The organism is Succinimonas amylolytica DSM 2873, assembly GCF_000378405.1.
Classification (GTDB): Bacteria; Pseudomonadota; Gammaproteobacteria; order Enterobacterales; family Succinivibrionaceae; genus Succinimonas; species Succinimonas amylolytica.
In genome coordinates this window covers 1,261,724-1,277,384 of sequence record NZ_KB899636.1, presented here as the reverse complement: position 1 = coordinate 1,277,384, position 15,661 = coordinate 1,261,724, and the positions used below count along the sequence as shown (strand labels likewise).

The window sequence follows — 15,661 nt, the reverse complement described above, 5'->3', positions numbered from 1 at the left end:
AATCAAAGTGTCTGATGAAGAATTTAAATCTTTGAACATAGTTGGTGATGAGTTTCACCCTGATTGGAACTACACAATCAGCCCGAATTTGTAAAATTTATTTATGCACAGTTCCTTAAATCACCTACTGCGCAAATCCACCATTGCCATCCGACATAATCTTCCTTTCCGGGGAAAACACCTGCGGACGAAATATGTCGCCTCTGTAAAGCTGGGTAATCCTCATAATCACTGGCCCCTACCTGATAAAGGTCTGTAAAGTCCCATGACATGTTTGCTGTTTCATTATCTCCGCAATAGTCAGTAAATTCTTAATCCGGCAGACAGATGCAATTAACCGCCTATTGGAATGAGGTCTACCATACCTTCGAAAAATCTTCGTTTTTCAGAATCTCAGAGTCTCTCTGAAACTCCAGAAGCTTGGCATACTTGAGATAGGAATTAATTGCCGAGCTGATGCTGACGGTCATACCATCAACCCCGTCCAGAAAACCGCCCTTAATGACATAATGCTTTAACAGTGCTGATAATCCATGCAGAAAAGGACTCCATGCTCCAGCCCTTTTCCCCCTCTGATACATATTTTTAGCAATGGCATTAGAATAGCTGTCTGCCTTCCGGAATAGCTCTCCGATTCCCCGATAGGAATAATGAATGATATTCCCTTTCAGAACCCTGAAATCCCGGGTCTCAACAAAGGAGTGCATTCGCACATCCTTCCAGCGCACCTTCCGGTGATCATAAAGCCGGACACAGACATCCGGATACCAGCCGGAATGCCGGATCCAGCGGCTTCCAATATAGTTTTTCCTGGGAAATCCGTAAGCCGGCACCGGAGATTCCGCGAGATTCAGAGCTTTGATTTCCGCCACCATTTCCGGAGTAAGCCGTTCGTCAGCATCCAGACTTAACACCCATGGCGTATCAGACAAATCCGGTCCAACGTTCTTCTGAGGACCATCTCCCAGATATTCCTGCACCACCACCCTGGCCCCGGCTTTTTCAGCCAGCTCCCGGGTTTTGTCTCCGGAACAGGAATCCACCACAATAATGCTGGAGCATACCTTCTTCATGCTTTCAATACAGGCCTCGATATGCCTTTCTTCGTTAAGAGTAATGATTACCCCGGTAATCTGTTCCATAAAATAGCCTTCCGGTTCTATAATTCAATTCTGCAGGGTATAAAGCCCCGGTTAAGGTTTACTGCATCCCGTTTACATAAACGGCGTCGCATCACCCTCCCCCTGTCTCAGGATTTCAACGGCATCACTATCCACCATGGATACCACGGTGGTAGGTTTTTCAGCCGTAAAACCGCCATCCACAATCAGATCCACCTGATTTCCCAGCTGAATCTCAATTTCATCCGGATCGTTTTCGGCAACCTCCTTTCCCGGAAGAATCAGGCTGACACTCATTACCGGTTCCGGAAGCTCCGCAAGAAGAGCTCTCATAATGGGATTACCCGGAACTCTGATACCAATAGTTTTTTTCTTTTCGTTCATTAACTTCCGGGGGACCTCCTTGGTTGCCTTCAAAATGAACGTATATGGGCCCGGAGTATTGTTCTTTATCAACCGGAAACAGCTGTTATCCACATGTGCATAAAGGGACAGCGTGCTGAGATCCGAACACAGCAGGGTAAAATTGTGATACCTGTCCACCTCTCTTATGCGGAGAATCCGTTCCCGGGCCCTTTTATCTTCCTGCTGACACACCAGAGCATACCCGGAATCGGTAGGCAGTACCGTAACCGCCCCTTCTAAAATAAGATCTCTGGCTCTCAGAATATTCCTGTTCTGGGGATTTACAGGATGAATATATAATCTCTCTGCCATATTACCGCACTCCCGTATCTGGTCACTATTCAAAATCCACCGCAGTTCAGGATATCAGGCACCACAACATTTCTGCAGACCTCCTCTCCGCGAACCGTATCACAAGGCAGTCAGGTATTTTAATGGTAATCACGGCTGAAGTAACAGTTTCAGTTTTCAAAAAGCGGCCCGAGGCAAAATTTTTCCGAAGGATGAATATTTTCCCGGGAAACTCCAGCGACACTCTCCGGAGCCGCATTATTCTTCTCAAAAACAAAAACGGACAGGAACAAAGGTACCTATCCGCTCTATAATCACTGCCAGAAGTTTCCGGATTTATCAGGAATATCTTTCAGCATTAGCATTCCAGTCTGAATTTCGGAGATTTCCAGACTGGTGTTCCGCCCTCAGGGATACTGAGATCAATTCCCAAATCCAGATTGGTTTTCTCATGATGAAAATCCGATCCGCAGGAACATAACAGCTCATGCTTGTTGGCAATCTTTGTCAGAAGCTCTCTTTCAGAAAATGACTGCATGGCACTGGAGACCTCCATGGCTTCCCCGCCGCAATTTTTAAAATCTCTGACCAGCCTGAGAACCCAGTTGTTATTCAGCTGGTAACGGCTGGGATGCGCCAGCACCGGAATCCCTCCAGCCGCCAAAACAGTCTTTACAATAGTTTCAAGATCCGGCCATACCGGAGCCACATAGGCCGGTTTTCCTTTGTCAAGATAATGGGAAAAACAGTACTCCTCTGTAGGACCGGCACCAACCTTGAAAAGATAGCTGCTATAGTTGCCTCTGGTAATGGAAGCTCCAGGAGCTGCCATAGCCTTGGTATTTTCGTAAGCATCCTTAAAGCCGTGCTTTTCAAGACGCATTCCGATTTCCCGTGCTCTGGCATCACGCTTCTCAGCCTGAGATTTTTCAAGGGCCTGGAGTTCCGGAGACCCGCAATTAATACTAAGTCCCACAATATGAATCTGATTTCCGTGCCAAAGACATGAAAGCTCTATACCGGACACCACGTGCATGCGCAGCTTCCTTCCGGCAGCAACCGCCTGAGACACCCCGGCACTGGTATCGTGATCTGTCAGAGCCAGTACCTCAACACCTTTTTTCTGGGCGAGTGCCACCAGCTCTTCCGGTGTATAATGCCCGTCTGACGCTTTGGAATGAGAATGCAAATCATAACGCATCGGCCAGAGATGAACATCGTCCAATCCGGAATTTCCATCGTTATCCATCAAAATTCCCCCTGCTTCCTATTTCTGATACAAAAACTTCCCAGAGCAATAATCATCAGCCAGAACATGCTGATTTCGCCCCTGGAGCGAGACGAATTGGAACTGTAGGATTTTAATTCATCCGGATAGGCCACCTCTCGTTCATTATTAAGCACAGCCGTACCCTTTTCCTCGTCAATAACAAAAACTCCCGCATCAGGCTTCAGCATCACCGTTACCGGAGTGGCATTGCGGTATTGCTCCCAGTCCTCTCTGTTTTCATAGCGGAAGGCTGTGGCCAGAATAATTCCCGCATCATTTATAGCTACCGGCCATTCGATATAGTAATAAACCCCGTTCTGGCTGCAGTCAGCCTCAGACTTCTCGTTCTTACCGCAGATGTAGTCATTAAGATACCTGAAAGAGTTATCAGCCACTGTATAGATAAATCCGGTCTGAGCCCGGTCAACTCCGAAATTTACCGGCTTTTTGTCTGCAGGATTGTCGGACCAGCCTACCACAACGGAATAATTGTTGATATCGGCCCCTTCGGAATTAGCCCCCCGGAACGGATAATCATCAGCCGGAAAGGTTACAGAGGTAAGATTATTGTCAGCATCGTAACCGGATATGCCGAAGTTCATCGGGCGATTGGAATTCTTGCTCTTGTACATCTTCCTGTTAGAGAGAATCACCCCTTTGTTGCTGATTGCCTGAACCCAGGTATAGTTATTTTCATTATCGTGGTTTCCCGGACGGTTAAGACCCGGAACCTCGAGGCAGCTGTCTCCCATGGAAATGACATCTCCTTCCACGGTAATATCCCATATGCAGGAGGTATTTGCAGTGGACCAGCCCTTGCCGAAGTCATCTGTAGCCGAATACCCCGCAGCCACGGTCCGGTCACCAACTCTGGCAAAATCCACAATGGCGGCAGTAGTTATAGCATTCTCGCTGGAGGAAATATCAATATATCCTTTCGCCTGCTGACCGATAATAACCTCGCCGTCACTCATGTTTTCCGGATCGACAAGCCACAGAGTAGCCTGGGTTCTGAAGCCGGGACACGACCGGTAATCGGAATGCGATTTCCAGTTGCCGGCATAGCAGTACAAAAGGGTCTTTCTGAGCTCGCTGTCATATTTGCCGAAAGAACTGTAACCGCCGACCAGAATCCTGCCATCGTCAAGCTTTATAAAGGTCAGTGCCGTGGCATAGCCGCCCACCTCCTTGTAGGCTTCCGGATTATCCTCCCAGCCCAAAGGATTCTGCAGTACAAAGGTTTTCCCGTTAAAACTGGCAATTCCCTCTCTTCTATAGTAGTTGATATCCTTGTTATATTCAGATTTATTAACCCGGTATCCAACGCCATTGCCGTTTTCGTCAATTTTCAGAAAAACAGCCGCATTTTCGTCGGAGGAAACCGAATCCACCACCGAAGTAACCTCAGGCACATAATAAAGCATCTCATAACGCCATTTTGAGGCGAAGGTATCCTTACCGTCCCAGTAGGAATCACAAACATTGCCATCCAGGATATCATAACAGTCCATGTACCTTTTGATATGCTGTCCCAGATCATACTGATGCGGCGCAAACATCATCAAAGAAAACATGTTATGCCGATAAAAAACCGAGGCAGCTTTGGGATTTTCCCCCTCACTGAGGGCCATGGCAAAGGGACCGTACTCGGCATACTTTCCGCCGTTTACCTCGGTAATCGAAAAAGCCGGAGCGGTGCTTCCGGCATACGCCGAACCACCGAACAAAACGGCAAGACCCAACCCCAAACTCAATCTGAAAGCAAACGATTTATCTGACAACACCATCACTATTTCCTGTATTCTAAGGATTTGCTATTGATTCCAGTTCCTCCCAGCGGGCGTAGGATTTTTCCAGTTCGCTCTGACAGGAAGCATATTTTTCCTGATATTTCTTCATATCATCCGGAGTCAGAGCTGCGTAGTCGCTGCTTCCGAACAGCGTCTCCAGCTCTGAAATTTCTGTTTCCAGCTCTTCAATCCGCAGCGGCAGAGCCTCAAGCTCACGCCCTTCCTTGAAGGACAGCCGGCGAGGGCGAGATTTTGGCTTTTCTTCCCGAACAGATCCGTTCTGAGAAGAGCTTCCACGGATTGTAACAGAATTTTCCCGTCCGTCTCCGGTATTTTTTGAGGCAACCCGGGCCTCCAGTACGGCCATGGCATCTGAATATCCGCCAATAAAGCTCTCAACTCCTCCGGTACCATCAAAATACCATGTTTCGGTAACCACCCGATCCAAAAAATACCGATCATGGCTGACCACAATAAGGGTAGCTCCGTAATTCTCCAGAAGCTCCTCCAGAAGATCAAGCGTTTCGATATCCAGATCGTTGGTGGGTTCGTCCAGAATCAGAAGGTTGCAGGGCCTCAGAAAAATGCGGGCCAGAAGCAGACGGTTCTTCTCGCCCCCGGACAGGGCTTTTACCGGAGTCCGGGCTCTTTCGGCTGAAAACAGAAAGTCCTGAAGATAGCTGTAGACATGCTGCTTCTTTCCGGCAATCTCCACCTCTGTTTTTCCGGGAGCCAGGTTGTCCATCACCGATTTTTCAGGATCCAGCTGCTCCCGGTACTGATCAAAAAAAGCAACCTCAAGACGGCTCCCGGTTTTAATATTTCCTCTCTCAGGCTTAAACGTTCCCAAAAGTGCATTAATAAGTGTGGTCTTGCCGGTTCCGTTGGCTCCAACAATACCAATTCGGTCCCCCCGAACCACATAGGCAGAAAAATCTCTGACAAGCTCCCGATCCCCGATTCGAAGTCCAAGTCCCGTGATCTCGAAGACAATTTTTCCCGACAGTTCTCCGCTGTCAATCCTAAGATGCGCATTTCCCAGTCTCTTTCGCCGCTCCTGATGCTCCCGGCGCATCTCCTTAAGCCGGCGTACCCGGCTGTCGGATCTGGTAAGCCGGGCTTTGATTCCCTTCCGAATCCAGGCCTCCTCAATAGAAAGGCGTCTGTCAAAATCCTGATTGCGAAGCTCCTCCAGCCGGAGAGCCTCCTTCTTAGCCTCAATATAGCTGTCGAAATTACCCGGAAAAGAGGAAATTCTTCCGCGATCCACGTCAATAACTCTGGTGGCAACGGCATTGATAAAGCTACGATCATGGGAAATAAAAACTACCGCCCCATGAAAATCCCTGATAAATTCCTGAAGCCACAGAATAGCCGGAATATCCACATGGTTGGTAGGCTCATCCAAAAGCAGCAGATCCGGAGATGCCGCAAGAGCCCGGGCCAGGGCCACCTTGCGGAGCCATCCTCCGCTCAGAGACGCCATTTCGGCATCAGGATCCAGCTTCATTAGACTAAGAATGCGCCGTACCTCGGTATCACACGGCCAGCCATGCCCGGCCTCGATAATCTCTCCAAGTTCAGAAATACGGCTCTGGTGATTTTCCGGATTTCTGAGAAGCTCATAATATTCTGCAAGCGCTGTACCCACACCGGGAACTCCTGAAGCCGCATAGCAATATACCGGAAGGCAGAGATGTGCCGGCGGATCCTGTTCCAGCCGGGAAATACGCAGTCCCTGTCTGACGATTCTGCGACCGTCGTCAGTCTTTATGCTGCCATCCAGAATTCTAAGCAGTGTGGATTTTCCCGCACCGTTTCGTCCCACCACCGCTACTCTTTCGCGTTCTTCCACCGACAGGGAAGCCATATCAAAAATGGGGGCCGCACTATAGGACAGATAAATGTTATCCAGAGTAATCAGAGACATCAGGAATTCCTCTCGGCATCTTCAAACCTGGCGGATTTTCTGCGCAGCACAAAGCAGCAGTGAATTTTCCTGTTACGGCTGAAATCTTCCGGAAGCGTTCTGAGAGACACATCCTCGATGTCCAGCCCCAGTCCGGACACCTCCGCAGCATCCAGCTGAAAATTCCGGCGGTTATTGGAAAAAACAATAACGCCTTCCGGCCTCAAAAGCCTTACCAAATCCCGGAGCAGAGCAACGTGATCTCTCTGAACATCAAAGCTTTCGGCCATTCTTCTGGAATTTGAAAACGTCGGCGGATCAGCAAAAATCAGATCAAAACGATCCGGACAGGTTTTGAGCCATTTAAGACAGTCCGCCTGCACAAAAACATTACGGGGATTTTTAATGCCATTGGCCTTCATATTGTCCCGGGCCCAGCTAAGATAGGTACGACTCATATCAACAGTGGTCACACTGCGGGCTCCGTTAACCGCCGCATAAACACTGGCACTTCCGGTATAGGCAAAGACATTGAGAACGTCACGATCACGGCTCATTTCACCCACCATCCGACGCACTAGTCTGTGATCAAGAAACAGTCCGGTATCCAGATAATCCCAGAGGTTGACAATAAAGGAGATGCCATATTCTCTTACAAGAAGAGTTCTTCTGGTTTCATCAAGCTTTTCGTACTGACTGTCGCCCTTTTTGCGTTCTCGCACCTTAAGAATGACATTCTCTCCGGGAATCTCCAGCACCTGAACCACAGCTGCCAGAAGATTGAGCATTCTCTGATGTGCGGTTTTTTCCGGAACACTTTTAGGAGCCTGATATTCCTGTACCAGGGCATAACCGCCATAAAGATCGATAGCTGCGGCATATTCCGGAAGATCCGCATCATAAATGCGGTAGGCTTCAAGTCCTTCCCTGTCAGCCCAGCGCCGGAACTTCTTTAGATTCTTGCGAAGTCTGTTGGCAAAATCCTCGGCAATAATTGCTTTCATCTCGCTTTGCGAATCCTGTGCGGCTTCTGACACCGCAGGAACAGTTCGATCAGTACTTTCCGCTGCCACTGAATTCTCGCTTTCGGCTCCCGGAGCGTCATCCTTTTTTATCCGAAAAGTACGAAGCTCGCAGGCCAATGCTCCGTTGAACAGCCGGTATGTCCGATCCGCCCTGAGTCTGAGACAGCTGAGAAGATCGGAAGATGAAGAAATAATTCCGGCCTGCCATCCCGGAAATTCGCTTCTTATTCTGTTTCCAAGAGCCGCATACAGTTCCAGCAATTCCGCAAAATTCCCCAGTCTTTCACCATAAGGAGGATTGCACACTATAATTCCGGGCTCAGATTCAGGAAAGGGATTCCTGAGACTATGGATATCAGACACCTCAACCTGAATCAGCTCATCCAGGCCAGCCTTCTGAATATTCTCCCTAGCCCGCGCTATGACGGCTGGATCACTGTCAAAACCGTAGAACCTGATATTTGCAGCCTTAAGACGCTTTTTACCGGCCTCCGCTCTTTCTCGCGCATTTGCTTTAAGACGTGCCAGAAGGGAGGCATCAAAATTTTTAAGCCCGGAAAAACCGTACCGCCGTCTCAGGAGTCCCGGTGCAATATCAGCTGCCTTCATGGCCGCCTCAATAAGCAGGGTTCCGGAACCGCACATGGGATCCACCACATTGCCGGTTACATATCCGCTTCTGGATATAATGGCCTGAGCCAGATTTTCCTTCAAAGGGGCAGCTCCCGCTCCGGTACGATAGTCGCGGCGGTGCAGGGATTCACCGGAAAGATCAATAGAGACAGTTACATTGGATTTTTTATCAAGATGGGCATTGATACGTATATCCGGAGCTTCTCTGTCAACACTGGGCCGATGCCCGGTCAGTCTGGAAAAACGATCGCAGATGGCATCCTTGATCCGCACAGCTCCGTACTGGGTATTTCTGATGAAGTCACTCTTGCCGTTAAAATCCACTGCAATAGTAGCCTGATTGTCAAAATAATCCTCATAATGCAGGCTGTAGGCTCCGTTATAGAAATTAATATCATCACCGGCATAAAAGGTTCCCAGAGCCAGAAGCACCCTAGTGGCAAATCTGGTTTCCAGACAGGTTCTGATTCCTGTTTCCATGGTTCCGGAAAAGCTGACTCCGGCTACAGTCTCTTTGACATTTTCGGCACCGGCGGCTTCAAGCTCCTCACGAAGCAGTCCTTCAAGCCCCCGGGGACAGGCTGCAAAATAATTCAGCATATAAAAAACCTCGTTTTAAGCCTGAGTATTATATCAAAACAGCAATTCTGATAGTATTCATTCCGGAAAACAGGAATGAAGCGCCCAGTAAGCAACAACGCGTACAGCACACCCAGAAAGATGACAGCTAATTCTGATTCCAAAAAGAGAAAAAAAGAAAATGTAAAAGATTGAAAAAGAAGAACTGAAATGGTACCCAGAGAGGGACTTGAACCCTCACGATTTTACTCACTACCACCTGAAGATAGCGTGTCTACCAATTCCACCATCTGGGCACAATTCAAAAACTGAAAACTCAACAAATATAATTCGCAAGATTCAGCATAAAAGTAAGTGCTTAATATCTGGTACCCGAGGAGGGACTTGAACCCTCACGATTTTACTCACTACCACCTCAAGGTAGCGTGTCTACCAATTCCACCACCCGGGCACATTCGGGTAAAGGCTGTCAGCAATTACTTCTGACTGTCTGGCTGACCTGCCTTTTCGTCTGCAACTACTTCAGACGCAGTATCCTTACCGCCTTTTGCAACAGCCGCTGCACTATCAGATTCCGGAGCCGATTTATCATCAACCTTTTCAACCTTGACACCTGCCTTACCGTCGGTATTTTCAGTCAAATCCGGAGCAACAGCAGCTTCCTCAGTCTTAACACCATCTTCAATATGATCAAAGGTGGTATTACCGTGATCTCTGTGGTTATTAATATAGCCTAAAGCAAGACAAATTGCAAAAAGTGTGAATGCTAAGATCCAGGTACTCTTCGTAAAAAAGTTACCACTTCCGGCAGCACCGAACAATGTATTGGCTGCACCTGCTCCGAAAGATGCTCCCATACCTGCTCCTTTTCCCTGCTGCGCAAGTATAAACGCAACAAGAAGAACGGCAACTACGAGAAAGAGCACCAGAAGTATCGCATAAGCCAGTGTCATTGTCGTAATGTTCCTTCAACCTTGTCATTCAACGCGGGCTATTCTAACAAAGATTTTTATCTTTACAAGCGATTTTTGATATTTTTTTAATTTTGTTCCCTAATCGGTCAAAAAACACCCAAATTTCACCATTTTTGAGAAAAAATCTTTGATTCGATATACGCAATCAGTCCTCTGCGTCAGTTCTGACTCTGCTTCACAATAACATCAGCTATGCCAGAGGCCAGTTCCCTGACCAGAGCATCATCATATCCCTCGGCCATCACACGTACCAAAGGCTCGGTTCCCGATTTGCGGAGAAGAATTCTCCCCTGATCTCCGAGACGTCTTTCGGCTTCGCGCACAGTCTCCTGTACCTTCTCATCGCTGAGAGCATCAAATCCGGCTATCAGCCTGACATTGATGAGCACCTGGGGATAAAGCTCAATATCCTGATGCATTTCGCTGAGCTCCTTTCCCTCTTCGCACATGGCACGAAGCACCTGCAGCGCGCTGATAATGCCGTCTCCAGTAGTAGTATGCTTCAGACTGATAATATGCCCGGAGTTTTCCCCGCCTAACTTCCATCCCTTCTCGAGAAGCTGCTCCATAACGTAGCGATCCCCAACCTTGGCTCTCGAAAAAGGAATCTCCAGACGCTTCAGGGCATGTTCAAATCCCAGATTTGACATCTGGGTTCCCACTACACCTCCTTCCAGACGGCCCAAATTTTTCTGGTACCTGGCAATGATATACAGAAGAATATCCCCGTCCAAAAGATGACCATGCTCATCCACCATCATCACCCGATCTCCGTCGCCGTCAAAGGCGATGCCCAGGTTCGCCCTGTACTTTAGAACATTAAGAATCAGGTTCTCCGGATGAGTGGATCCGTAGCCGTCATTGATATTAAGTCCGTTTGGGGCATTACCAATGGCTATAACCTCGGCTCCAAGTTCCCGGAATACATCAGGCGCCACCTGGTAGGTAGCACCGTGGGCACAGTCAACCACAATACGAATACCAGCAAGAGAGTAAATATTGGGGAAGGAGCTCTTGCAGAATTCAATATAGCGTCCAGGAGCATCTTCCTTGCGGGAAGCCTTGCCCAGATACCGGGACTCGGCTACCGTCATCTCATGTTCCATAAGGGACTCAATTTTAAGCTCCACTTCATCAGGAAGCTTTGTGCCATCCTTTGAAAAGAACTTTATGCCGTTGTCGTAAAAGGGGTTATGAGAGGCGCTGATAACAACACCGGCCTCCGCTCTGAACGCCTTCGTGAGATAGGCTACAGCCGGAGTCGGCATCGGCCCCAGCAATACGGAATCTACTCCGGCAGCGCTGAAACCGGCTTCCAGAGCAGCCTCCAGCATATAGCCGGATATTCTGGTATCCTTGCCGATAACAACCTTTTTGGTTCCGGTTTCGGAAAGCACCTTTCCAGCCGCCCAGCCCAGCTTCATTACAAAATCAGGAACTATCGGATACTCTCCAACCTTCCCTCTTACGCCGTCTGTTCCAAAATATTTTCTCTGCATTTACATTTTCTCCAGTCTGCTGGCATAGTACCGTCTCAGGACAGTCCGGCCGCGTTATCTGCTGCCTTTATGCAGCTTAAAAATTTGCTTGAGGCGGGGAGCCTTATGTGAAAACACGTTGGCATACTCCCAGCATTTCAGGGCATCAAAGGTAGCTCTTACGTCATGAACCCGGATAATATGCGCCCCCTTATTCACCGCGTACAGAGCTAGACCAACCGAACCGTATACTCTCTCCTCCACAGGAACCCGCAGCAGATTTCCAATCATGGATTTCCGGGACACGCCCACCAGAAGAGGCAGACCAAAAGAAGCAAAGGTGTCCAGACGTCCCATAAGCTCATAATTTTGTTCCAGAGTCTTTCCAAAACCAAAACCGGGATCGACAATTATATTGTTTCGCCTGATTCCGGCATTAAGACACATATCTATTCTTTCATAGAAAAACTGGTTGATGTCGCCTAAAAGATCGTTATAGGTCGGATTCTCCTGCATATGAAGAGGATCTCCCTGCATGTGCATGAGGCAAACAGGACAGCCGGCTTTGGCGACAATCTCCATTGCTCCCGGAACCTGAAGAGCCCGGATATCGTTAATCAAATGAGCACCGGCATTAAGCCCCTCGCTCATCACCTCCGGTTTTGAAGTATCCAGGGAAATCATGACATCCAGCTCCCGGGAAATCTTCTCCACCACCGGAATAACCCTGTTAAGTTCCTCAGCAACAGAAACCTCTCCGGCTCCCGGTCTGGTAGATTCTCCGCCTACATCGATAATCTGGGCGCCTTCCCGTACCATTCTCTCAGCATGACGCACGGCATCATCAAGCTTATTATGGGTGCCTCCGTCAGAAAAGGAATCCGGAGTTACATTCAGTATTCCCATGATTTTCGGTGCCGTAAGATCCAGCTCCCGGTTTCTGAAAGTGAGTTTCATAAAAAATTCCCCAGCCCGCAAAATAACGCTGAAAAGCTTAAAAAAAAATCAGCTAAAAAACAAAACCCCTTTCTGCGAGAAAAGGGGCTAACAACCCAGCTTCAATCTCTGATTCCCTGGCTGGCGGAATCCGAGCTTTCAGTTCCGTCACCCAGGACAGAGGTATCCTTAGGCATTTCCGACTTTTCCTTTGGAATATCTCCGGACTTGCCATCACCAGAACCGGCTGATCCGTCAGAAGTTCCTGAAACGATATCCCGAACAGGTCTTCTGGCCATCAGATCCTCAATTTGTTCGGCATCAATGGTTTCATATTTCATCAGAGCATCCTTCATGGCATGAAGAATATCCATATTTTCTTCGAGAATCTTCCTGGCACGATTATAATTACGGGTGAGAATATCGCGAATCTCGGCATCAATCATTTCCCGGGATGCTTCACTCATCCCCTGAAGCTGTGATGAACCGCCGCCGTAATAATAGGACTCAGTCTGATCATTCTCCAGAAGCTGAGCTCCGAGACGAGAGCTGAATCCCCAGCGGAGCACCATATTTCTGGCAATACCGGTAGCCTTTTCAATATCATTGGCCGCACCGGTAGTAGCCATTTCATTTCCGAAAATCAGCTCCTCGGCAATTCTGCCTCCGTACAGGGAAGCTATCATTGACTCCAGATACTGCCTGCTGTGACTGAAGCGATCGTTTTCTGGAAGATACATGGTAACACCCAGTGCACGACCTCTGGGAATAATGGAAACCTTATACACCGGGTCATGATCAGGAACCAGCTTGCCGACAATGGCATGACCTGATTCATGATATGCGGTATTTTCCTTTTCGTGTTCATTCATAGCCATGGAACGACGCTCGGTTCCCATAAGAAGCTTGTCTTTTGCCAGCTCGAAATCAGCCATGGTAACCATTCTCTTGTCGGTACGGGCTGCAGAAAGAGCTGCCTCATTAACAAGATTTGCCAGCTCTGCTCCGGAAAATCCCGGAGTACCGCGGGCCAGAACCCCGATATTCACATCTCCGGAAGTGGGAACCTTTCTCATATGCACTGCCAGAATCTGCTCGCGCCCCTTGACATCAGGAAGTCCAACTGTCACCTGCCGGTCAAAACGTCCCGGACGTAGCAGGGCAGAATCCAGAACATCCGGACGGTTGGTAGCGGCAATGACAATCACTGCCTCATGCCCTTCAAAGCCATCCATCTCCACCAGGAGCTGATTCAGAGTCTGTTCTCTTTCATCCTGGCCTCCTACGAAACCGGCAGATCTCTTGCGGCCCACGGCATCAATTTCGTCGATGAATATAATGCAGGGTGCGTGCTTCTTGGCGGTGGCAAACATGTCGCGCACACGGGAAGCACCGACACCCACAAACATTTCCACAAAATCGGAGCCGGAAATCGAATAGAAAGGAACTTTTGCTTCTCCGGAAATTGCCTTAGCCAGCAGTGTCTTGCCGGTACCAGGCTGCCCGACCAGAAGCACGCCGCGAGGAATCTTGCCTCCGAGCTTGCGGTACTTGCTGGGATCCCGGAGATAGTCCACCACTTCCTTGACTTCTTCCTTGGCTTCATCACATCCGGCTACGTCGGCAAAGGTTGTCTTTACATCGGATTCGCTCATCAGCTTGGCCTTGCTCTTGGAAAAGCCCAGAGCCCCGTGTCCGCCGCCCTGAGCAGCTCTCATGTAGAAAATCCATACTCCGATAAGAAGCAGCATCGGGAACCAGGAGATGAGAATCGACATCATGATGCTGGGCTCCTGAGGCTTCACCCCGGTAGTCTCCACATTCATCTCCTCAAGCTTCGGCAAGAGAGACGGATCCGTCAGCGGAAGAACAACGGTGAACTGCCTGCCGTCACGGCGCAACCCGGTAATAACCCGGCCATCAATTTTCACAGAGCTGATATCACCGTTCGCCAGCTGCTTCTTGAACGCTACGTAATTATTTTCCTGCGAGGCCGAATCTGCTTCATTCACGGCTTCCACCGCAAAAATGATCACCAGCGCCACAATCAGCCAAAGAAAAAGATTTTTAAACATCGAAACTGATTTCCTTAAAATCTAGCGAAAAAATTCCTGTTCCTGAACGCCCTTAAAACCAATGCCCACAAAATAGACCTCACGGGATCTTGCTCTGGAGGCATCAGGCTTTCTGACCTTTACCACATCGAAGGATTCTCTCAGAAGTCTGAGATATTCCTGACTGCCCTGACCGTTGAAAACTTTGACCACAAAGGAGCCGCCTCTCTTTAGTATCTGCCGGCACATATCAAAGGCCAGTTCCACAAGATACATGGCCCGCGGCTGATCAACACCGGGATTGCCGGACATATTGGGAGCCATATCAGAGAGAATCACATCTACCCTGCTCTCTCCCACGATTTCCAGAAGCCGGTCCAGAACCTCCTGTTCCCGGAAATCACCCTGAATAAAATCCACACCATTAATCGGAGTCATGGGAAGAATGTCGCAGGCCACCACTCTGCCGGTATCACCCACGCAGGTCACGGCATATTCTGACCAGCCTCCAGGTGCCGCACCGAGATCCACGACCTTATAGCCAGGTCTTATAAGACGATCCCGTTCCTGAATTTCTTCAATTTTAAAGCTGGCCCGGGATCTGAGTCCCTGCTTGTGAGCCTCCTGAACATAAACATCGTCAAAGTGCTCTTTGAGCCAGCGGGCCTGACTGGCGGTTCTTTTCTTTCTGGTCATACTGGATTGAGAAAAATAAGGTCGCAGACGGCCTTGTTCCATAAAATATCACAAAAATCGATAAATAATTTTAGCCTAATAACACCATTCCCACAAATAAAAACATGCTCCCGGAACAATATGATCACACAATTACTTTTTTGAAAAAACACCTCATATCAGCTATAATCGGCAGGCTTTTTCAGGAGAAAATACGAAATGGAACTGACCGTAAAACAGAAACTTTATCTGAAATCAAAAGCTCATAATCTGAAGCCGGTAGTCATGGTGGGCCAGAAGGGAATCACCGAAAATCTCATAAAGGAAGCTGACTGTGCTCTCACGGCTCACGAGCTCATCAAAATCAAAATTGCCGGCGAACGCGAAACCAGAGAGTCCGTGGCCGCAGAAATTGCCGCAAAGACCGATTCCGGCCTGGTGCAAATTGTGGGCAGCAATGCCACGTTATTCAGAAAACGGAAGGAAAAGTCCCAGTTTCAGCTTCCGAAAGAATAACCGCT

12 protein-coding genes and 2 tRNA genes are annotated in these 15,661 nt (G+C 48.6%); 1 reads left to right on the top strand and 13 read right to left on the bottom strand.

Annotated elements, in window-relative coordinates; genetic code table 11:
* Window positions 1-356: 356 nt before the first annotated feature.
* The 13 genes from F557_RS0105755 to rlmE all read right to left on the bottom strand — a co-directional run bounded on the left by F557_RS0105755 (window position 357) and on the right by rlmE (window position 15,161).
* Window positions 357-1,142: a glycosyltransferase family 2 protein gene (locus F557_RS0105755; RefSeq protein WP_019001293.1), complete on the bottom strand. Its 786-nt coding sequence runs from the start codon at window positions 1,140-1,142 to the stop codon at window positions 357-359.
* Window positions 1,143-1,214: 72 nt separating this feature from the next.
* Window positions 1,215-1,838: an L-threonylcarbamoyladenylate synthase gene (locus tag F557_RS0105750; protein ID WP_019001292.1), complete on the bottom strand. Its 624-nt coding sequence runs from the start codon at window positions 1,836-1,838 to the stop codon at window positions 1,215-1,217.
* A gap of 337 nt (window positions 1,839-2,175) precedes the next feature.
* Window positions 2,176-3,066: a PHP domain-containing protein gene (locus F557_RS0105740; RefSeq protein ID WP_019001290.1), complete on the bottom strand. Its 891-nt coding sequence runs from the start codon at window positions 3,064-3,066 to the stop codon at window positions 2,176-2,178.
* Entirely contained in the window at window positions 3,066-4,874 is a 1,809-nt protein-coding gene (locus tag F557_RS0105735) for a DUF3466 family protein (RefSeq protein ID WP_019001289.1), read from the bottom strand. The genes F557_RS0105740 and F557_RS0105735 overlap by 1 nt, the downstream gene beginning before the upstream one ends.
* A 16-nt stretch (window positions 4,875-4,890) precedes the next feature.
* Window positions 4,891-6,807, bottom strand: coding sequence for an ATP-binding cassette domain-containing protein (locus F557_RS0105730; protein WP_019001288.1), 1,917 nt, complete (start codon window positions 6,805-6,807; stop codon window positions 4,891-4,893).
* On the bottom strand, window positions 6,807-9,044 hold the full coding sequence (rlmKL, locus tag F557_RS0105725; RefSeq protein ID WP_019001287.1) for a bifunctional 23S rRNA (guanine(2069)-N(7))-methyltransferase RlmK/23S rRNA (guanine(2445)-N(2))-methyltransferase RlmL: 2,238 nt from the start codon (window positions 9,042-9,044) through the stop codon (window positions 6,807-6,809). Before rlmKL ends, F557_RS0105730 begins: the two co-directional genes overlap by 1 nt.
* 190 nt (window positions 9,045-9,234) lie before the next feature.
* Window positions 9,235-9,319: transfer RNA gene (locus tag F557_RS0105715), tRNA-Leu, on the bottom strand.
* Between the two features lie 70 nt (window positions 9,320-9,389).
* A tRNA-Leu gene (locus tag F557_RS0105710) sits at window positions 9,390-9,474 on the bottom strand.
* 25 nt (window positions 9,475-9,499) lie between these two features.
* A complete protein-coding gene (secG, locus tag F557_RS23580) occupies window positions 9,500-9,976 on the bottom strand; it encodes a preprotein translocase subunit SecG (RefSeq protein ID WP_019001285.1) in 477 nt (158 codons plus the stop codon).
* Window positions 9,977-10,155: 179 nt separating this feature from the next.
* Window positions 10,156-11,496 (bottom strand): phosphoglucosamine mutase, encoded by a 1,341-nt coding sequence (gene glmM / locus F557_RS0105700; protein ID WP_019001284.1) that lies wholly within the window; start codon window positions 11,494-11,496, stop codon window positions 10,156-10,158.
* Between the two features lie 54 nt (window positions 11,497-11,550).
* Window positions 11,551-12,432, bottom strand: a complete 882-nt coding sequence (folP, locus tag F557_RS18970) for a dihydropteroate synthase (protein WP_044142641.1) — start codon at window positions 12,430-12,432, stop codon at window positions 11,551-11,553.
* Window positions 12,433-12,533: 101 nt separating this feature from the next.
* A complete protein-coding gene (gene ftsH / locus F557_RS0105690; RefSeq protein WP_019001281.1) occupies window positions 12,534-14,486 on the bottom strand; it encodes an ATP-dependent zinc metalloprotease FtsH in 1,953 nt (650 codons plus the stop codon).
* Window positions 14,487-14,507: 21 nt separating this feature from the next.
* A complete protein-coding gene (gene rlmE / locus F557_RS0105685) occupies window positions 14,508-15,161 on the bottom strand; it encodes a 23S rRNA (uridine(2552)-2'-O)-methyltransferase RlmE (RefSeq protein WP_019001280.1) in 654 nt (217 codons plus the stop codon).
* A gap of 198 nt (window positions 15,162-15,359) precedes the next feature.
* Here rlmE and yhbY point away from each other — a divergent pair, with 198 nt between their 5' ends.
* Window positions 15,360-15,656: a ribosome assembly RNA-binding protein YhbY gene (yhbY, locus tag F557_RS0105680; protein ID WP_019001279.1), complete on the top strand. Its 297-nt coding sequence runs from the start codon at window positions 15,360-15,362 to the stop codon at window positions 15,654-15,656.
* The last annotated feature ends 5 nt before the right edge of the window (window positions 15,657-15,661 follow it).